Annotated in this window: 24 protein-coding genes and 1 pseudogene; 13 read left to right on the forward strand and 12 right to left on the reverse strand. The window is 64.6% G+C overall.

Annotated elements, in window-relative coordinates; translation table 11 throughout:
* The first annotated feature begins 13 nt into the window (after positions 1–13).
* The gene (locus tag BSY17_RS12080; RefSeq protein ID WP_069065689.1) at positions 14–316 is read left to right on the forward strand and encodes a hypothetical protein; all 303 of its coding nucleotides are present in this window, start codon (positions 14–16) and stop codon (positions 314–316) included.
* Between the two features lie 102 nt (positions 317–418).
* Positions 419–871: a MarR family winged helix-turn-helix transcriptional regulator gene (locus tag BSY17_RS12085; RefSeq protein WP_069065690.1), complete on the forward strand. Its 453-nt coding sequence runs from the start codon at positions 419–421 to the stop codon at positions 869–871.
* 268 nt (positions 872–1,139) lie between these two features.
* Here BSY17_RS12085 and pal read toward each other — a convergent pair whose 3' ends face one another.
* From pal to BSY17_RS12115, 6 genes are all read right to left on the reverse strand, one after another.
* Entirely contained in the window at positions 1,140–1,652 is a 513-nt protein-coding gene (gene pal, locus BSY17_RS12090; RefSeq protein ID WP_037472304.1) for a peptidoglycan-associated lipoprotein Pal, read from the reverse strand.
* 119 nt (positions 1,653–1,771) lie between these two features.
* Positions 1,772–3,106: a Tol-Pal system beta propeller repeat protein TolB gene (tolB, locus tag BSY17_RS12095; RefSeq protein ID WP_069065691.1), complete on the reverse strand. Its 1,335-nt coding sequence runs from the start codon at positions 3,104–3,106 to the stop codon at positions 1,772–1,774.
* Complete coding sequence (locus BSY17_RS12100) at positions 3,103–4,089, reverse strand: cell envelope biogenesis protein TolA (RefSeq protein ID WP_069065692.1); 987 nt, start codon at positions 4,087–4,089, stop codon at positions 3,103–3,105. Before BSY17_RS12100 ends, tolB begins: the two co-directional genes overlap by 4 nt.
* A gap of 10 nt (positions 4,090–4,099) precedes the next feature.
* Positions 4,100–4,567 carry a protein TolR gene (gene tolR, locus BSY17_RS12105; RefSeq protein WP_069065693.1) on the reverse strand — a complete coding sequence of 156 codons (468 nt, stop codon included), beginning with the start codon at positions 4,565–4,567 and terminating at the stop codon, positions 4,100–4,102.
* A 136-nt stretch (positions 4,568–4,703) separates the two neighbouring features.
* Positions 4,704–5,411, reverse strand: coding sequence for a protein TolQ (gene tolQ / locus BSY17_RS12110; protein ID WP_043152101.1), 708 nt, complete (start codon positions 5,409–5,411; stop codon positions 4,704–4,706).
* Entirely contained in the window at positions 5,408–5,878 is a 471-nt protein-coding gene (locus BSY17_RS12115; protein WP_037474260.1) for a YbgC/FadM family acyl-CoA thioesterase, read from the reverse strand. Before BSY17_RS12115 ends, tolQ begins: the two co-directional genes overlap by 4 nt.
* A gap of 170 nt (positions 5,879–6,048) precedes the next feature.
* On the opposite strand from BSY17_RS12115, the gene BSY17_RS12120 reads away from it, so the two are divergent.
* Positions 6,049–6,927, forward strand: a complete 879-nt coding sequence (locus BSY17_RS12120; protein WP_069065694.1) for a 3-hydroxyacyl-CoA dehydrogenase NAD-binding domain-containing protein — start codon at positions 6,049–6,051, stop codon at positions 6,925–6,927.
* A 197-nt stretch (positions 6,928–7,124) separates the two neighbouring features.
* Here the strand turns inward: BSY17_RS12120 and BSY17_RS22185 are convergent.
* The 4 genes and pseudogenes from BSY17_RS22185 to pspF all read right to left on the reverse strand — a co-directional run.
* Positions 7,125–7,268, reverse strand: a pseudogene (locus BSY17_RS22185) (phage shock protein operon transcriptional activator); the annotation flags it as partial.
* A complete protein-coding gene (locus BSY17_RS12125; RefSeq protein WP_037474265.1) occupies positions 7,204–7,461 on the reverse strand; it encodes a BrnA antitoxin family protein in 258 nt (85 codons plus the stop codon). The gene BSY17_RS12125 and the pseudogene BSY17_RS22185, both read right to left, overlap by 65 nt.
* The gene (locus BSY17_RS20945; protein ID WP_076605555.1) at positions 7,412–7,693 is read right to left on the reverse strand and encodes a BrnT family toxin; all 282 of its coding nucleotides are present in this window, start codon (positions 7,691–7,693) and stop codon (positions 7,412–7,414) included. The genes BSY17_RS12125 and BSY17_RS20945 overlap by 50 nt, the downstream gene beginning before the upstream one ends.
* Before the next feature lie 87 nt (positions 7,694–7,780).
* Positions 7,781–8,803 carry a phage shock protein operon transcriptional activator gene (gene pspF, locus BSY17_RS12130; RefSeq protein WP_069065695.1) on the reverse strand — a complete coding sequence of 341 codons (1,023 nt, stop codon included), beginning with the start codon at positions 8,801–8,803 and terminating at the stop codon, positions 7,781–7,783.
* A gap of 185 nt (positions 8,804–8,988) precedes the next feature.
* Between pspF and BSY17_RS21560 the strand changes: the two genes are divergently transcribed.
* The 10 genes from BSY17_RS21560 to metW all read left to right on the forward strand — a co-directional run bounded on the left by BSY17_RS21560 (position 8,989) and on the right by metW (position 13,531).
* Positions 8,989–9,165: a hypothetical protein gene (locus BSY17_RS21560; RefSeq protein ID WP_171899233.1), complete on the forward strand. Its 177-nt coding sequence runs from the start codon at positions 8,989–8,991 to the stop codon at positions 9,163–9,165.
* 51 nt (positions 9,166–9,216) lie between these two features.
* Entirely contained in the window at positions 9,217–9,885 is a 669-nt protein-coding gene (gene pspA / locus BSY17_RS12140; protein WP_069065696.1) for a phage shock protein PspA, read from the forward strand.
* 4 nt (positions 9,886–9,889) lie between these two features.
* Positions 9,890–10,156, forward strand: coding sequence for an envelope stress response membrane protein PspB (gene pspB / locus BSY17_RS12145; protein WP_037474273.1), 267 nt, complete (start codon positions 9,890–9,892; stop codon positions 10,154–10,156).
* A 1-nt stretch (position 10,157) separates the two neighbouring features.
* On the forward strand, positions 10,158–10,538 hold the full coding sequence (gene pspC / locus BSY17_RS12150) for an envelope stress response membrane protein PspC (RefSeq protein WP_037474275.1): 381 nt from the start codon (positions 10,158–10,160) through the stop codon (positions 10,536–10,538).
* Positions 10,539–10,568: 30 nt separating this feature from the next.
* Positions 10,569–10,859 carry a hypothetical protein gene (locus tag BSY17_RS12155; RefSeq protein WP_069065697.1) on the forward strand — a complete coding sequence of 97 codons (291 nt, stop codon included), beginning with the start codon at positions 10,569–10,571 and terminating at the stop codon, positions 10,857–10,859.
* Positions 10,860–10,886: 27 nt separating this feature from the next.
* A complete protein-coding gene (locus BSY17_RS12160; RefSeq protein WP_037474280.1) occupies positions 10,887–11,198 on the forward strand; it encodes a hypothetical protein in 312 nt (103 codons plus the stop codon).
* A 29-nt stretch (positions 11,199–11,227) separates the two neighbouring features.
* Positions 11,228–11,479 carry a hypothetical protein gene (locus BSY17_RS12165; protein ID WP_037474283.1) on the forward strand — a complete coding sequence of 84 codons (252 nt, stop codon included), beginning with the start codon at positions 11,228–11,230 and terminating at the stop codon, positions 11,477–11,479.
* A gap of 29 nt (positions 11,480–11,508) precedes the next feature.
* Positions 11,509–11,742 carry a hypothetical protein gene (locus BSY17_RS12170; protein WP_069065698.1) on the forward strand — a complete coding sequence of 78 codons (234 nt, stop codon included), beginning with the start codon at positions 11,509–11,511 and terminating at the stop codon, positions 11,740–11,742.
* A 62-nt stretch (positions 11,743–11,804) separates the two neighbouring features.
* On the forward strand, positions 11,805–12,941 hold the full coding sequence (gene metX / locus BSY17_RS12175) for a homoserine O-acetyltransferase MetX (RefSeq protein WP_069065699.1): 1,137 nt from the start codon (positions 11,805–11,807) through the stop codon (positions 12,939–12,941).
* Positions 12,938–13,531 carry a methionine biosynthesis protein MetW gene (gene metW, locus BSY17_RS12180; protein ID WP_037480289.1) on the forward strand — a complete coding sequence of 198 codons (594 nt, stop codon included), beginning with the start codon at positions 12,938–12,940 and terminating at the stop codon, positions 13,529–13,531. Before metX ends, metW begins: the two co-directional genes overlap by 4 nt.
* Before the next feature lie 9 nt (positions 13,532–13,540).
* Here metW and BSY17_RS12185 read toward each other — a convergent pair whose 3' ends face one another.
* Together BSY17_RS12185 and BSY17_RS12190 are read right to left on the reverse strand one after the other, a co-directional pair.
* Positions 13,541–14,209, reverse strand: coding sequence for a hypothetical protein (locus tag BSY17_RS12185; RefSeq protein ID WP_069065700.1), 669 nt, complete (start codon positions 14,207–14,209; stop codon positions 13,541–13,543).
* Between the two features lie 138 nt (positions 14,210–14,347).
* Positions 14,348–15,505 (reverse strand): GGDEF domain-containing protein, encoded by a 1,158-nt coding sequence (locus tag BSY17_RS12190; RefSeq protein ID WP_069065701.1) that lies wholly within the window; start codon positions 15,503–15,505, stop codon positions 14,348–14,350.
* Positions 15,506–15,582: the final 77 nt, after the last annotated feature.

A 15,582-nucleotide genomic window follows, 5' to 3' on the forward strand; every position in this document is an offset into this window, starting at 1 on the left:
AGGAGTGAATGAGATGGCAACTGTCGATGGCGCTTATGATTGCGTGGCCAAGACGCCGATGGGCGACCAGAATGGCGTGTTCACCGTCATCAGCAGCGGTGACCGGTTCAACGGCACCTTTGCCGGAATGATGGGATCGCTGGACGTGGTCGATGGCAAGGTCGCGGGCGACGTGCTGACCTGGAAGATGGAAATGACCATGCCGATGCCGATGACGCTGGAATGCGAAGCGACGGTCAGCGGCGATGCGATCACGGGCACGATGCAGCTGGGCGCGTTCGGGGCTTCGGCCTTTACGGGGACGCGGCGGGCCTGACGGATTTGGGGGTTCGGGCGCGGCCCGGACCCCCAAAGCGGACAGCGAGGCGGACATAGGTTGCGACTTATGCCAAATTGATTAGTTAGCTATCTAATCATTATGGCGGACGCGGAACAGGAATTGGCTTTGCTGCATCTGCTGGCTCCGGTCGCGCGCGGCTGGCGGCAGATGGGGGATGCGGCGCTGGCGCAGTTCGGCGTGTCGAGCAGCGCGGGATGGTGCCTGGTGCATCTCGACCAGCTTGGGGAGCCGCCGCGGCAGGCGGAGCTGGCGCTGTTGCTGGATATCAGCCCGCCCTCGCTGGTGCGGACGCTGGACCAGTTGCAGATCGCCGGGTGGATCGAGCGGATCGCCGATCCTGATGACAAACGGTCCAATCGGCTGGCGCTGACGGAGGCGGGCAAGGCGCTGGCGGAGAAGATCGCGGCGCGGTTGGCGGAAGTGCGCGCGGGGTTGCTGGGTGGGTTGCCTGATGGCGCGGTCGAGGTGGGGGTCGAGTTGCTGGGCTTGCTGAGTTTGCGGATGGCGGAGCAGCGGGCTGGGGTGGAGTAAGTTGCGCGGCGTGATGGCGCAGCTTTTGGCGGCACGGATAGAGTGCCCCGGCCTCCGCCGGGGAACAGTATCTATCGGCTTCCTGTCCATACAGTTTGGCGCGGGATGGCCGCATGCAGACGTTTATTTCTCGTCGTCTCGCCGGGGTTTGGGTTGGGAGATGGGTTCCCGCCTTCGCGGGGATGACGGAGGCGGGGGGCGTTCTTCCCATGAAAGAGGCCCGCCGGTCGGGGACGGGCGGGCCTTTCGATCAGCGTGTGGCGTCAGATCAATATTGGATCGTTACCGTTACTGCGCGGCGGTTTTGCGCCCAGGAGGCTTCGTCCGAGCCGAGGGCGGCGGGGCGTTCCTTGCCATAGCTGACGGTGGTGATGCGGCCCGAATCGATGCCGAGCGAGGCGAGATAGTTTTTCGCGGCGTTGGCGCGGCGTTCGCCGAGCGCAATATTATAGTCGCGGGTGCCGCGTTCGTCGGCATGACCCTCGATCGTGACGCGCACGGCGGGGTTCTGTTGCAGCCAGGCGGCCTGGCTCTGGAGCGTCGCCTGATCCTGCGCATCGACATCATATTCGTTGAGCGCGAAGAAGATGCGGTCGGAGGCGACCGAGGCGACGAAATCTTCCTGGCTGCCCTTGACCGGGCCGGTCGGCGTCGTCGGGCCGCTGGGCATGGTCGTGTCGGTGCCACCGGGCGCGGGCGGCAGTTCGGCCGGTGGCTTTTTCGAGCAAGCGGCGAGCGCGATGATGGCGGTGGCCATCAAGAGGGTGCGGGACAATGGCATTGCGTGTCTCCTTGTTTCAGCGCTGCCTGCGCTCGGATCGGGACGCAGGCAGGCTCCGTGAAGTTCGTTACGCTGTCAAGACGAATGGGTTCCGTCGCGACAGGCGGGCGGGGCGATTATCAGGGCAGCAGCGGTCCCCAGGCCGGATCGGAGCCGCTCAAGGGTGTCGGGATGCGCCGTTCGTTGACGCCGGTCAGGTCGACCTGCCACACTTGGCTTGCGCCCTGGCGGCCCGGCGTGGTGCGGAAGAATTGCAGCACACGGCCATTGGGCGACCAGGTCGGCTGTTCATCCTGCCAGCCATTGGTCAGGATGCGCTCATTATCGCCGCTGGGCGTCATCACCGCGACCTTGAAGTCGCCCGACAATTTGGTGAAGGCGATGAGATCGCCGCGCGGGCTCCATTCGGGCGTCGCATAGCGGCCGCCGCCATGGCTGATGCGGCGCTGGTTCGAACCGTCGGCGTTCATGATATAGAGTTGCTGCCCGCCCGACCGATCGCTTTCGAATATGATCTGGCTGCCGTCCGGCGAATAGCTGCCGCCGACATCGATGCCGGGCGAGGTGGTGAGGCGCACCGGCGTCCCGCCATTGGCCCCGATGCGGTAAATGTCGGTATTGCCCGCCACCGCCATCGAAAAGAGGATGTTGCGGCCATCGGGCGACCAGCGCGGGGCGAAGGTCGGGTTGTTGCTTTCAGTCACCAGACGCTGCTGCCCGGCACCGATGTCATAGACATAGAGGCGGACCCGGCTGCCGAGATAGCTGACATAGAGGATCGATTTATAGTCGGGCGAGAAGCGCGGGGTGAGCGCCATCGACTGGCCATTGGTGATGAAGCGATGGTTCGCACCATCGCTGTCCATGATGGCGAGGCGCTTGACCCGCGCGCCCTTCGGCCCACTTTCGGCGATATAGGCGATGCGGCTGTCGAAGAAGGGGCTTTCGCCCGACAGGCGGGCGTAGATGGCGTCGGCGCATTTATGCGCGGCACGCCGCCAGTCGCGCGGCGCGACTACGAAGCCCTGGCGGGTGAGTTCCTGCTTGAGCGCGACATCATAGAGATAGCAGCCGACGGTAATGTCGGATTCGCCGCCGCTGGTGCGGACGAAGCCCTGCACCAGCGCCTGATAGGCGCCCCATTTGTCGAATTGGGGGAAGGTGACTTCGGCAAAGGGGATGACCGGCAGGCCGCCCGGACCCGATGGGTCGAACAGGCCGGAGCCTTTGAGGTCGGCAGCGATGACTTCGGCGATTTTGCGGCCAAGCTCGGTGGCGGACCCGGCGGGGGTCGCCACCTCCTGCTGCGCGGGCAGCGGCGGGACCGCGACCTTGACATTGCTGTCAATCTCGCCGGTGACATCGACCGATAGCTGGGCCTGAACAGGCAGGGCGGTGAAGGCGAGCAGCGCGGCGGTCGCCAGCTGCAGGCGGCGGAGCAGGGTGGGTTTCATCGGTTCAGCCTCGCGTCAAAGCGGAGTGGCCGGAGCCATTTCCATTGGTCGTAAAATTCGGGTGGCATGTTGCGGAACGGGGAAGCGAGCTTCACCGCCTGGATCGCGCGTTCGGCATGGAGCTTGGCCTGTGGCCGGTTGCTGGCGGTGACGCCGAGCTGATCGATCACCTGCGGCGTGCCGATGACCGCGCCGCTCTTGTCGAGCCGTACTTCGAGCAGAGTGACGAGCTTGTCGGCGTCCGCCCCGGAAGGCGGGCGCCAATGCGGTTTCAACTGACGGCGCAATTCGGCGTCGAGCGCCGATTTTTGCGCTGCGCCCATGGCAGCGGCGGGCGCGGGAGCAGGGGGACGACGCGGCGCGTCGGCATTGGTGTCGATGCCCTTGAGGAAATCCTTGCCGAGCAGCGAGCCTTTGGGCTTGTCCGCCTTGCCCTGGCCGGAGGCGCGCGCGGGGGCGTCGGCCTTGGGTTTGGCGGTGGATTTGGTCGATGCCTTGGCGGCGGGTTTGGCGTCTGCCTTGGCCTTTGCGTCCGTCTTGGCTTTGGCAGGCGTTGCCTTTGCCGGGGCGGGCTTGGCCTTGGGCGTCGGCTTTTCGGGCGCGGGCTTGGGCTTTGCCTTGGCCACTTCCTTCTTGGCGGGCGCAGGCTTTTTCGGGGCAGGCTGGGGCTTGGCAGGCGCGGGTTTCGCAACCTCCTTGGGCATCGGCTGGGGCGTCGGTTCTGGCGCGGGGGCCGGTTCCGGTGCGGGTGCGGCGTCTTCCGTCGGTCCCTGCTCCGGCGCGATGCTGGGCGGCGGCGGGGCGGTCGAGATTTGCGGTGCGGTCGATTGCAGCGCGACTTCGTCCACCATCGAGACTTCCATCGGCGGGGTCTTTAGCTTCAACGGGTTGGGGGTCGCCAGAAATCCGGCCGACAACAGCCCGAACAGCAGGACATGCCCCGCCGTCGCGACGCCCAAACCAATCTTTTCCGCGCGCTCCATCCGGGCTGCCCTACGGCCTCTCGCCTGAACCGTCGCTGGCTGCATCGTCGGGCGACGAGACCAGCGACACTTTGTTCAGGCCGGCGCGGTTGAGTTCGGCCATGACGCGCATGACCCGGCCATAATCCAGCCCCTTGTCGGCGCGCAGGAAGATTTGCGGCGCTTCGGGCTTGCCCGCATTGGCGGCGACGATTTCGGCGAGCCGGTCGGGCAGGTCGATATCCGCCACGGCGTCCTCATCGACATAGGTCGCGCCGTCGCGGTCGATGGAGACGACGGTGGGCTTGGCATCCTGGTCCAGCCCCTTGGCGCGGGTTTCGGGCAGGTTGACCGGCACGCCGGTCACCAGCAGCGGCGCGGTGACCATGAAGATGATCAGCAGCACCAGCATGACGTCGACCAAAGGCGTGACGTTGATGTCGGCCATGGGCGCGCGGCCGCGACCCCGGCGGGCGGAGGGAGGGCCGGACATGGCCATTAGCGGGGGTCTCCCGTCCCGGTCGCCGTTCGGTTCGAGCTTGTCGAGAACGAAGCGCGCCGTTCTCGACAAGCTCGAACCGAACGGGGGTGGGCCGAACGGGGGTGGGAATGTGCGGTGAAAAGGACGGAAGTGCTCATCGCTGGGCCTCCAGTTCGCGGCTCAGCGTCGCGTAGAAGCTGTCGGCGAAGCGGGTGAGGGCGGATTCGAGGCGGTTTATGCCGTGGCTGAAACGGTTATAGGCGATGACCGCCGGGATCGCGGCAAAAAGCCCGATGGCGGTGGCGAACAAGGCCTCTGCAATGCCCGGCGCGACGACGGCGAGCGAGCTATTCTGTTCGGCCGCAATCGCGGTAAAGGCGCGCATGATACCCCAGACGGTGCCGAACAGGCCGACGAAGGGGGCGACCGAACCAACCGTCGCCAATATGTTGAGCCGGTCGGACAGCCGGTCGATTTCGGCGGCGATGGTGCTGGACATGGCGGTGGCGAGCCGGTCGCGCGTGCCGTCGCGATCGACGACCTTCTGCGCGGTCGAACGCCGCCATTCGGTGACGCCAGCCGCCATCACCTTGGCCGCGGGATGCTCCACCTTGCCACGGGTTTCGTAGAAACGGTCGATATCCTCCGCCTTCCAGAAATCCGCCTCGAACTTGCGGCTTTCCTTGCTGGCGCGGCGCAGGCTGACCGAAAAGCCGATGATGATCGCCCAGGTCCAGATGCTGGCCAGCAACAGGCCCAGCATCACCCCCTTCACGACGATGTCGGCCTGAAGGAACAGGGCCAGCGGGGAAATGGTGGCGGCGTCGGCCACCGCGGCGACGTCTGGCAGGTTGAGGGTCATGGGTGGAGGTCTTCCCCTTGGCAAAGGCGGCTGAAAATGTCGGTCCAGGCTTTGGGTTGCCGTTGCGGGCGGCCCTGCGGCGTCAGCCATGCAACGCAAATGCTGGCGTCGGTCAACTGTTCGTCGCCGCGCATGACTGACTGATGAATGGTGCAGGTCGCTGCGCTCACCTGAGCCACGCGGCTGACCACCATCAGGTCGTCATCCAGCCGGGCGGGGCGGCGATAGCGGATCTGCAGGTCGGTGACGGCATAGACGCCGGTGCCGGCTTCATGCGCGGCGCGCTGGTCGATCTGCGCGAGGCGCAGCATGTCGGACCGGGCGCGCTCCATATAGCGCAGATAATTGGCGTGATAGACGAGGCCCGACAGGTCGGTATCCTCGAAATAAATGCGCAGCGGGAAATGATGCACGGCCGCGATGAAGCGTCCGGTCGCGGGAGAGGGCATCATTTGGGCAACAATCATGGCGGGCTTTTAACCATGGCGCGCGGTCGAGGCAAAGGCCGAAACGTCCTTCCCCCGCGCAACAGGCGCATTTTGTCGCCTGCGCTTTTTGAGGAGTGGGCCGCTCTGGCCCCCGGCGGGGCGGGGCGCTAGGATGAGGGGGACGAGTTGAGCCAGGGAGAGAGAGCAACATGACGGATATTCGCACGGTAGGCGTGATCGGCGCGGGGCAGATGGGCGCAGGGATAGCGCAGGTGGCGGCGCAGGCGGGCTATGACGTGATCCTGTCGGACATCGACCTGCCCCGCGCGGAAAAGGGGCTGGCGGGGATCGCCAAGCTGCTGGCGCGGGCGGTGGAGAAGGAGAAGATCAGCAAGGCCGATGCCAATGCGGCGTTGGCGCGCATCCGGCCGGTGGGCGAGATCGCGCCGCTGGCCGACGCGCAACTGGTGATCGAGGCGGCGACCGAGCGCGAGGAAGTGAAACGCGCGATCTTTACCAATGTCGGGCCGTTGCTGGCGGCTGATGCGATCTTGGCCACCAATACATCGTCCATTCCGATTACCCGGCTGGCGCAGGCCGCGCCCGATGCGGGGCGGTTTGTCGGCGTGCATTTCTTCAATCCGGTGCCGGTGATGGTGCTGGTCGAGGTTATTCGCGGCCTTGCCACCACGCCCGAAACGGTGGCGGCGGTCGAGGGCTTTGCGGGGCGGATCGGCAAGACGGTGGTGCAGGCGTTCGACGCGCCGGGCTTCGTCGTCAACCGCATCCTGCTGCCGATGCTGAACGAAGCGGTGTTCGTGCTGGGCGAGGGCGTGGGCAGCGTGGTTGACATCGACATGGGCTGCAAGCTGGGGCTCAATCACCCGATGGGGCCGCTGACGCTGCTCGATTTCGTCGGGCTGGATACGGCGCTGGAGATATTGAATGTTTTCCTCAGCACCACGGGCGACCCCAAATATCGCCCCGCGCCGCTGCTGGTGAAATATGTCGAGGCGGGCTGGTATGGCCGCAAGACGGGGCGGGGGTTTTACGATTATTCGGGCGCGGAGCCTGTGCCGACGCGGTGAGAGGGGGTTTTCACCGTCATCCCAGCGGAAGCTGGGATCCATGGGCGCAACCTTAGGGGCGTCGAGACGACGTAGCGGCTCATGGATCCTGACTTTCGTCAGGATGACGGGATGAGGGGTGGGCGAGGATGTGCGCCCTGTTGCACGCCCCCTCCACCACCGCTGCGCGGCGGTCCCCCTCCCCGTGCCGGGGAAGATTAGCCTGCGCTGAGGCGGTGCTTCTTCATGCAGTGGCGCAGTTGGTCGTAGGTGAGGCCGAGGCCCTTGGCGGTGGCGCTAGAGACGCGCCGCCTTTCGCAAGGCCTCGTTGATGCGCGCTTGCCAGCCGGGACCGCCCGCCTTGAAGCTGGCGATCACATCAGGGTCGAGCCGCAGTGACACATGCTGCTTGGTTTGTTCGAGTTTGGGGCGTCCGCGGCGCACCAGCGTCTGGCCCACATAGGCATCTGCGCCATCGGCCCAGTCCTGAGTCAGCTTTGGGGCATCATCGGGATCGATCCAGTTCCCGCCAGTAGATTTCTCGTTCGTCATCATCTGCTATCCTCATCGAAATGACGCGAATGGCGTCACCCCTGGGTGTCCAGACACATATGACCGGCCGTTCATCCAACAGGCCGAGCATGATATAGCGGACCTCGCCATAATCTTTTCGCTCGTCGGTTCGGATCAGGTGGAACCTGTCGAACATCATAACGATGGATTCAAAATCCAGGCCGCGCGCATCGAGAGTTTTTTGTCGCTTGGACGGATCATACTCGATGCGCATGGCATGTTTTCCTCCGACTACGGCGCTGCCACGCGTATTAATGTAGCACAAAAATAGCGAGCCGCAATATTTAATGGAACATCAAAGCTACCCTGCGCTCAGGCTATGCTTCTTCATGCAGTGGCGCAGTTGGTCGTAGGTGAGGCCGAGGCCCTTGGCGGTGGCGCGTTGGTTGAAGCGGTAGCGGTCTAGCGCGGCGGTGATGATCGCGGATTCATAGGCGTCGACGGCGGCGCGCAGGTCGCAAATATCGTGGACCGAGGCGGCGGTGGCCTTGGCGGTCGGCACGGGCGGGTCGCAGGGGTCGGCGGCGCGGGGCATGAGCGGCTTGGGCTTCCAGGGGGAGGCGAAGGGGTCGAAGGTGATGCGGCTGATCGGGCGGGTCGGCGCGTCCCAGCGATAGACGGCCCGTTCGATCACGTTGCGCAATTCGCGGACATTGCCGGGCCAGGCATAGGCCTCCAGTTCCGCCAGCGTGGTAGCGTCAAAGCCCGGCCATTGCGGCCAGGCGAGTTCGGCGGCCATGCGCCGCCCGAAATGATCGACCAGCACCGGCACATCGCCCTCGCGCGCGCGCAGCGGCGGCAGGGTGATGACTTCGAAGCTCAAACGGTCGAGCAGGTCGGGGCGGAAGCGCCCGGCATCGGCGGCGGCGGGCAGATCGTCATTGGTCGCAGCGACAATGCGGACATCGACGCGCAGCGGCTTTGACGCGCCGATGCGGGTGACTTCGCCATATTCGACCACGCGCAGCAGCCGTTCCTGCGCCGCCATCGACAGGGTGCCGAGTTCATCGAGGAACAGCGTGCCGCCATCGGCTTCCTCGAACCGGCCGGGCCGCGCGCGGTTGGCGCCGGTGAAGGCGCCCTGTTCATGGCCGAACAATTCGGCCTCGATCAGCGTTTCGGGCAGCGCGGCGCAGTTCATGACGATCAAGGGTTCGCCCCAGCGCGGCGACAAGTGATGCAGCCGCTCGGCGATCAGCTCCTTGCCGGTCCCGCGCTCGCCGATCACCAGCACCGGCCGATTGAGTTCGGCCGCGCGCCCCGCCAGTTCGACGGCGTCGAGAAAGGCCAATGACTGGCCGACAAAATGGGTCGTTTTCTCCATACCCCAACTTATGGTGAAATTTCCCACCTTGTCGCAAGCGAAATTCCGCACTCGACCGAAATGAATGGACAAAAATGGCGGAAATCCGTGCCTTTCGGCAATTTGGCACGGCCCCTGCAAAGCTATGGGCAATCCGCAAATAATCGCGGAACCACATGAAGGCCAAGGTTCAGGGAGTGTATAAAATGGAAGACAACAGCAACAGCGTTCGCGAAATCGGCCAACTGATGTCGGTCGCCGTCGCCGCCCTGCTGGTAGGATCGACCCTGATCCTGGCAGCCGTCGGCCCGGCCCGCGCCAGCGAAACCCCGATACTCGCCAGCGAAACCCACAATCCGGCAACCCCACGCTATCTGGCATAAGGGTCGCCCGGTCGTTTCAAGAAAATAGCCAAGACCAGGAGTGACGTTAAAATGGGTATTTTTTCCCGCACCCGCGACATCATCGCCGCCAATGTGACCGACCTGCTCGACAAGGCGGAAGATCCGGCGAAGATGATCCGCATGATCATCCTCGAAATGGAGGAAACCCTGGTCGAAGTGCGCGCGTCCGCCGCCCGCACTATCGCCGACCAGAAGGAAATGCGCCGCCACATCGCCAAGCTGACCGCGTTGCAGGACAGCTGGACCGAAAAGGCGCAGCTTGCGCTTTCCAAGGATCGCGAAGACCTGGCCAAGGCGGCGCTCGTTGAACGGCAGAAGGCGACCGACATGGCCGAGCATCTGAGCCATGAGATCGAGACGCTGGACGAAGCGCTGCGCGCCGCCGAAGAGGATATCGCCAAGCTGCAGGCGAAGCTCCGCGAAGCCCGCGTGCGCCAGAACAGCCTGGTCACCCGGATGCAGAGCGCGGAAAACCGCCTGCGCGTGCGCGAAGCCTATGCCGGCGAGAAGGTCAATGAGGCGTTTGCGCGTTTCGACCTGCTGGAACGCCGGGTCGACATGGCCGAAGGCCGCGCCGACGCGATGGACCTGGGCAGCGCGCCCAAGACGCTGGAAGAAGAGATTGCCGAGTTGCGCTCCGCCGACAAGGTGGATGCCGACCTCGCCGCGCTCAAGGCCAGCATGAACAAGGGGGACTGATCCGATGGAAGAGATTTTTCTGCCCATCATCGTCTGCGGCATGTTGTTCATCGGCATGCCGTGGCTGATCTTCCACTATGTCACCAAGTGGAAGCAGGCCCCCAAGATCACCGACGAGGATGAGAAGCTGCTGGATGAACTCCATCTTCTCGCCCGTCGGATGGAAGAGCGGCTGCAGACGGTCGAACGGATCGTCGCCGCCGACAACCCCGATTTCCGCCCGCATCGTCCGCAGGAGCCGGGCGAATTCACCTTCGACCGGAGAAACTGACATGACCGCCCGCCGCACCAAATTCTACCTCAACAAGGCCGACGGCAAATGGATGGGCGTCTGTTCCGGCATTGCCGACTATAGCGGGATCGACGTCGTGTGGGTCCGCGTCGGCGCGGTGCTGGTGACGCTGATGGGGGCTTTCCCCTGGACGCTGATCGCCTATTTCGCCGCTGCCTATTTCGCCGACAACAAGCCATCGGGCCTCTATGCCGATCGCGACGACGAGAAATTCTGGCAGGGCGTGCGGACCAACCCGACCCGCTCCACCCGCGACGTGCGGTCCAAGTTCCGCGATATCGATCGCCGCCTCGCGGACATCGAAATCTACTATACCAGCCGCAACACGCGCCTGGCCGATGAAATCGATCGTCTGCGCTAAGCAGCCTGGGGCAAAACAGGGAGACTAATCATGAATGTCGGTGGACCTTTCTTTGTTCTGGCGATCATCGCGATGTCGACTTTGGGCTGGATGTTCACCACCTGGGTCCGTGCCCGGCACGGCTATCCGGTGGAAAATGAATGGACCGGCACCGTTGATCGAACGGACGCCGCCGCTGGTCGAAAAATCGACCTTCTGTCGCGCGAAAACGAAAAGCTGGTGGGCAAGATCAGCCGCCTGGAGGAACGCATCGCCGTGCTGGAGCGGATCGCCACCGATCCCGCCACCCGCACCGCGCACGAAATCGAGGCGCTGCGCTGAGGCGCAGCTGGCAAGGGAGTAGAGATGATGTTTCCATTTGAAGATTTTGCGCAAGTCGGAATGATCCTGGGCGCGCTTGCTATTGGCGGCTGGATATTCACCACCTGGTTGCGCGTGAAAAATGGCTACCCGCTGGAAAATAGCTGGGGCAAGCCGATCTATCCGCAGAAAAACGAGGAAATGGTCGAGCGCATCAAATTGCTGAGCCAGGAAAATGCCCAGCTGCGCGCCGAGATCGGGTCGATGAAGGACCGGCTGGCCGTGGTCGAGCGGATCGTCACCGACGAAAGCCACCAGCTGACCCGCGAGATCGAGCAGCTGCGCGGCGTCGCCAACTGATCCCGGCATAAGAACAGGGAGTTAAGGGAATGGGACCGTTTGAAATGGTCGTCGCCATCGTCGCGATCACCGCCATCGCCAGCGTCATCCGCGCGCGCTACGGCGTGGTCCGGCACGACAAGGGCGAAACGCTGGTCGCACGCGGGCCGGACCCCGACACCGAAAGGCTGCGCGCCGAGGTCAAGGGGCTGAAAGAGCGGGTCGCGGTGCTGGAACGGCTGGCGACCGATGGCTCCACCGCGCTGGAGCGGGAATTCGAAAAGCTGCGGGACCGCGACTAAGCGCGGTTCGCGTCGACAGGGAGGCACATATGCAGGACCCCTATCTTTATCTGGCCATGGCCCTGACGACTCTGGCGGGCGTAGCGATCATCGCGGTGGCGGCCTTGCGCGGCTGGGACGGCTGGCTGGCCTTGAAGCGCGCCGAGCTGAACCGCCGCGCCGAAGACGCCGCCCCGCCATCAGCGGTCGCGCGGATCGAAGTCGCCGACCTCAAGGAACGCATCCGCAAGCTGGAGGCGATCGCGGCGGGGGTGGATTTGTGAGGGCATGGCACCACCCGCTGGCGATTGACAGGAACAGGTGGCGGTCCTAGCGCGGCGGCATCATGGCCAGCATCATCGCGACTGAAGACAGCCGTTTCGGCCTGCGCCGCCAGGTCCGCCTGACCGGACCGCTCAACCTGTCGAGCGGGGCGACGCTGGGGCCGGTCGATATCGCCTATGAAACCTATGGGCAGTTGGATGCCGACGGGTCCAACGCGATCCTGATCTGCCATGCACTGACCGGCGACCAATATGTCGCGTCGGAGCATCCGGGCACGGGCAAGCCCGGCTGGTGGTGGCGGATGGTGGGCGAGGGCAAGCCGGTCGATCCCTCGCGCCATTTCATCGTCTGCGCCAATGTCATCGGCAGTTGCATGGGGTCGAGCGGCCCGGCCAGCGTCGATCCGGCGACGGGCGACCCTTATGCGATGCGCTTTCCGGTGCTGACCATTGCCGACATGGTGCGGGCGCAGGCGTTGCTGCTCGACCATCTGGGCGTTGCGCGGCTGTCGGCGGTGATCGGCGGGTCGATGGGCGGGATGCAGGCGCTGACCTGGCCGACCCTCTTCCCCGACCGGGTCGAAAGCTGCGTCGTCATTGCATCGACCGCGCGGCACAGCGCGCAAAATATCGCTTTCCACGAAGTCGGGCGCCAGGCGATCATGGCCGATCCGCAATGGCGTGGCGGCGACTATTATGCCGACGGCCAGGTGCCGAGCGCTGGGTTGGCCGTGGCGCGGATGGCGGCGCATATCACCTATCTGTCCGAAGCCGGGCTGACCGAGAAATTCGGGCGGCGTTTGCAGGGGCGGGACGCCAAGACCTTCGGGTTCGACGCGGATTTCCAGGTGGAAAGCTATTTGCGGCATCAGGGATTGAGTTTCGTCGACCGGTTCGACGCCAATAGCTATCTCTACATCACCCGCGCCATGGATTATTATGACATTGCCGAGGACCATGGCGGGTCGCTGGCCCATGCCTTTACCGCGAGCAAGGCGCGCTTCTGCCTGGTCAGTTTCGATACCGACTGGCTTTATCCCACCACCGAATCACGGATCATCGTCCATGCGCTCAACGCCAGTGGGGCGCAGGCGAGCTTTGTCGAACTGTCCAGCCCGTTCGGCCATGACGCCTTCCTGCTGGAATGTCCCGAACTCAACCGGGTGGTCGACGGCTTCCTGCAGGGCGGGCGGGCATGAGCGCGGCCTTGCGTCCCGACCTGGCGCTGATCGCGCGCACGGTGCGGCAGGGTGCGCGGGTGCTGGACGTCGGCTGTGGCGAGGGCGCGCTGATGGCAGCGCTGCGCGACAATGCCGGGGTCGATGCGCGCGGGCTGGAGATTGACGGGTCGAACGTCGCGGCGGCGGTGGCGCGCGGCCTGTCGGTGGTGCAGGGGGATGCGGACACGGACCTGCGTTACTATCCCGACGCCAGTTTCGACTATGCCATATTGAGCCAGACGCTCCAGACGACGCGGCGTCCCGACCTGGTGGTGGAGGAATTGCTGCGCATCGGCGGGCAGGCGTTCGTATCCTTCCCCAATTTCGCCCATTGGCGCGGGCGGCTGTCGCTGCTGTGGGGCGGGCGGATGCCGGTGACGCGGCTGTTGCCCGACACCTGGTACGACACGCTCAACATCCACCATGTCACCGTCGATGATTTCCGCGCCCTGGTGAAGGAGCGCGGCTGGACCATCGACGGGCAGTGGTTTTTGAAGGGCGACCGCGAAACCACGCACGCGAACGCCAATCTGTTCGCCGAACATGCGGTGTTTTTGCTGCGCAAATAGCTGCAGCGCTTATTCGACCCACATGTCCCGGTTGCTGATGTAGAGCGTCGTCTTGCCGCAGAAGTCGAGCATCCGCGTCAGGCTGGCCCCGCTGCTGAAGGTGACGCGCAGGTTGCGGCTGCACGCGGCATTGGTGAAGGTGAAGGTGTGAAAGGCCGAGGGCGCGATCGCCTTTTGCGTCAGCCAGTTGGCACCCACGCTGCCATTGGTGGCGATCGTGTTCATGGAGCCGACCGGCACGGTGGCGGAGTTGAACACTTTGAGCTTGAGCGTCAGCGGGCCGGTGGCAGTGCTGCCCTTCTGCACGGCGGCGGCCTTGGCGCGGGCGGCCGCGCGCGGGTCGAGCGGCGCGGCGGCGGTTGCGGCCGGGCGTGGCGCGGCTGCCTTGGGTTGCAGCGCGCGCAGTTCGATCGCCAGCGTCCGCATTTCCTTGCGCGTGTCCCGGCTCAACGTGTCGAGGAGCTGCGACACCTCGGCGACGCTGGCACCACCCGCATCTTTCTCGATCGAGCGGCGCACGGCCAGCTCATCGGCGGCGCAGGCGCGCATCGCCTGGTCGGCGATGGTGTCGGCGGTCGCGGTACCACGCACCAATGTCTCGACCCGCGTGGTCAGGCATGTGGTCCATGCGTCGGCAGGCGTCGTACTGGCCGCAGCGGCCATCAAATACAGGATCATGCAGTCCCCCCCAATGTATCGTAGAGCCGGAAACTGCGCCGGGTTCGCCATGCGTATCGACGCTGGGGTCGATCATTATAGGGGCGTTGTCAACGACGAAGCCCGCCTCTTGTACAGGGACGGGAGAGGGACGGGGGATCAGTCCGTTTCGGCGGCGAGATAGACGCGGTTGCGGCCATGTTCCTTGGCCAGATAGAGCGCGCGGTCGGCGGCCTTGAGCGCGGCGCGGGCGTCTTCATAGGCCAGGACATTGGCGACCCCAGCGGAAAAGCTGACCCGATCCATCCGCTCGCCAGTGGCGCGATTGACGAGGCTGCGGTTGGCCAGATCCTCGCGCACGCCGTCCACCACTTCGCCCGCTTCGCCCGGCCCCTTGCCACGGAACAGCATGACGAATTCTTCGCCGCCATGGCGGGCGACATGGCAGCGGTCGTTGGACGCCTTGGCCAGCAGGCCGGCGACGAATTTCAGCACCCTGTCACCCGTGTCATGGCCGTGGGTGTCGTTGACATGTTTGAAATGGTCGATGTCGCAAAAGGCGACCGAGAGCTGTTCGCCCTGCGCCTGGGCCAGCGCCACTTCCTCACGCAGAACGGTCTCAAAGGCGCGGCGATTGGGCAGGCCGGTCAGATGGTCATGCTCGGCCGCGCGCCGGGCGGTTTCGAGGCTGGATTTGAGCGCCGTGGTCTGCTTCTGATTTTCGCGCAACTGGGTTTCGACGAGGCGGGTCTTTTCGACCATCGAGCGGGTGAGGCCGACGAGGCGCGCCAGTACCGGCTCGCTATCGCCGCCTTCGACCAGATCCTTGGCCTGTTCCTGCAGCGCCGCGCCATAATCCTTCGCCGAATTGCGTGATTCATGCATCAGGCCAGTGAACTGGGTGAGATTTTCCTCGACCTTGTCGAGCATGGTCGCCAGCGAATCGGGGGTGACCTCATCGGCGCGCTGTTCGGCGGCGATCGTCTCGATCCAGCCATTGGTGATCTTGCCGCGCTCCATCATCACCGCGCGGATCGCCTTTTCCACGCCGATATTCGCGCCGGTCAGATAATCCAGCGCGACGCTGAAATTGATGGGCGTGAGGTCGAGGTCATGGGCGAAGAGAAAATCGCCAATATCTTCATAGAGCTGACGGCGGCGGTTGATCTCGCGGTTGGACGATGATCCGGCGCGGGGACGGGTTTCGGCTTCCACACTTCCCTCCTCCGCCTTGCCCGACAGACCCTTGGCCCAGCGCGTCAGCCGATCGGTAAGCCCATGTTGCGAGCTTGCGGAAGAAGAGGATGCCCCGGTCATGACCCTCATAACGGCACAGATAGAACAGGGTTAAGAGTATAGCGGGAAAGAATCGATCCGTCTCCCCTTCCAGGTCA

This window comes from Sphingobium sp. RAC03, from assembly GCF_001713415.1.
Lineage (GTDB): Bacteria > Pseudomonadota > Alphaproteobacteria > Sphingomonadales > Sphingomonadaceae > Sphingobium.

Bases quoted from the DNA above. Each gene is read 5' to 3' on its own strand.
- pspB (WP_037474273.1), top strand. From the start codon at position 9,890: ATGGAAGAGATTTTTCTGCCCATCATCGTCTGCGGCATGTTGTTCATC.
- BSY17_RS12155 (WP_069065697.1), top strand. From the start codon at position 10,569: ATGAATGTCGGTGGACCTTTCTTTGTTCTGGCGATCATCGCGATGTCG.
- BSY17_RS12085 (WP_069065690.1), top strand. From the start codon at position 419: ATGGCGGACGCGGAACAGGAATTGGCTTTGCTGCATCTGCTGGCTCCG.
- BSY17_RS20945 (WP_076605555.1), bottom strand. From the start codon at position 7,693: ATGCGCATCGAGTATGATCCGTCCAAGCGACAAAAAACTCTCGATGCG.
- BSY17_RS12080 (WP_069065689.1), top strand. From the start codon at position 14: ATGGCAACTGTCGATGGCGCTTATGATTGCGTGGCCAAGACGCCGATG.
- tolB (WP_069065691.1), bottom strand. From the start codon at position 3,106: ATGAAACCCACCCTGCTCCGCCGCCTGCAGCTGGCGACCGCCGCGCTG.
- BSY17_RS12165 (WP_037474283.1), top strand. From the start codon at position 11,228: ATGGGACCGTTTGAAATGGTCGTCGCCATCGTCGCGATCACCGCCATC.
- pspC (WP_037474275.1), top strand. From the start codon at position 10,158: ATGACCGCCCGCCGCACCAAATTCTACCTCAACAAGGCCGACGGCAAA.
- BSY17_RS12115 (WP_037474260.1), bottom strand. From the start codon at position 5,878: ATGATTGTTGCCCAAATGATGCCCTCTCCCGCGACCGGACGCTTCATC.
- metW (WP_037480289.1), top strand. From the start codon at position 12,938: ATGAGCGCGGCCTTGCGTCCCGACCTGGCGCTGATCGCGCGCACGGTG.
- BSY17_RS12160 (WP_037474280.1), top strand. From the start codon at position 10,887: ATGTTTCCATTTGAAGATTTTGCGCAAGTCGGAATGATCCTGGGCGCG.
- tolQ (WP_043152101.1), bottom strand. From the start codon at position 5,411: ATGACCCTCAACCTGCCAGACGTCGCCGCGGTGGCCGACGCCGCCACC.
- BSY17_RS12185 (WP_069065700.1), bottom strand. From the start codon at position 14,209: ATGATCCTGTATTTGATGGCCGCTGCGGCCAGTACGACGCCTGCCGAC.
- BSY17_RS21560 (WP_171899233.1), top strand. From the start codon at position 8,989: ATGGAAGACAACAGCAACAGCGTTCGCGAAATCGGCCAACTGATGTCG.
- pspF (WP_069065695.1), bottom strand. From the start codon at position 8,803: ATGGAGAAAACGACCCATTTTGTCGGCCAGTCATTGGCCTTTCTCGAC.
- BSY17_RS12125 (WP_037474265.1), bottom strand. From the start codon at position 7,461: ATGATGACGAACGAGAAATCTACTGGCGGGAACTGGATCGATCCCGAT.
- BSY17_RS12170 (WP_069065698.1), top strand. From the start codon at position 11,509: ATGCAGGACCCCTATCTTTATCTGGCCATGGCCCTGACGACTCTGGCG.
- tolR (WP_069065693.1), bottom strand. From the start codon at position 4,567: ATGGCCATGTCCGGCCCTCCCTCCGCCCGCCGGGGTCGCGGCCGCGCG.
- BSY17_RS12190 (WP_069065701.1), bottom strand. From the start codon at position 15,505: ATGACCGGGGCATCCTCTTCTTCCGCAAGCTCGCAACATGGGCTTACC.
- metX (WP_069065699.1), top strand. From the start codon at position 11,805: ATGGCCAGCATCATCGCGACTGAAGACAGCCGTTTCGGCCTGCGCCGC.
- BSY17_RS12120 (WP_069065694.1), top strand. From the start codon at position 6,049: ATGACGGATATTCGCACGGTAGGCGTGATCGGCGCGGGGCAGATGGGC.
- BSY17_RS12100 (WP_069065692.1), bottom strand. From the start codon at position 4,089: ATGGAGCGCGCGGAAAAGATTGGTTTGGGCGTCGCGACGGCGGGGCAT.
- pal (WP_037472304.1), bottom strand. From the start codon at position 1,652: ATGCCATTGTCCCGCACCCTCTTGATGGCCACCGCCATCATCGCGCTC.
- pspA (WP_069065696.1), top strand. From the start codon at position 9,217: ATGGGTATTTTTTCCCGCACCCGCGACATCATCGCCGCCAATGTGACC.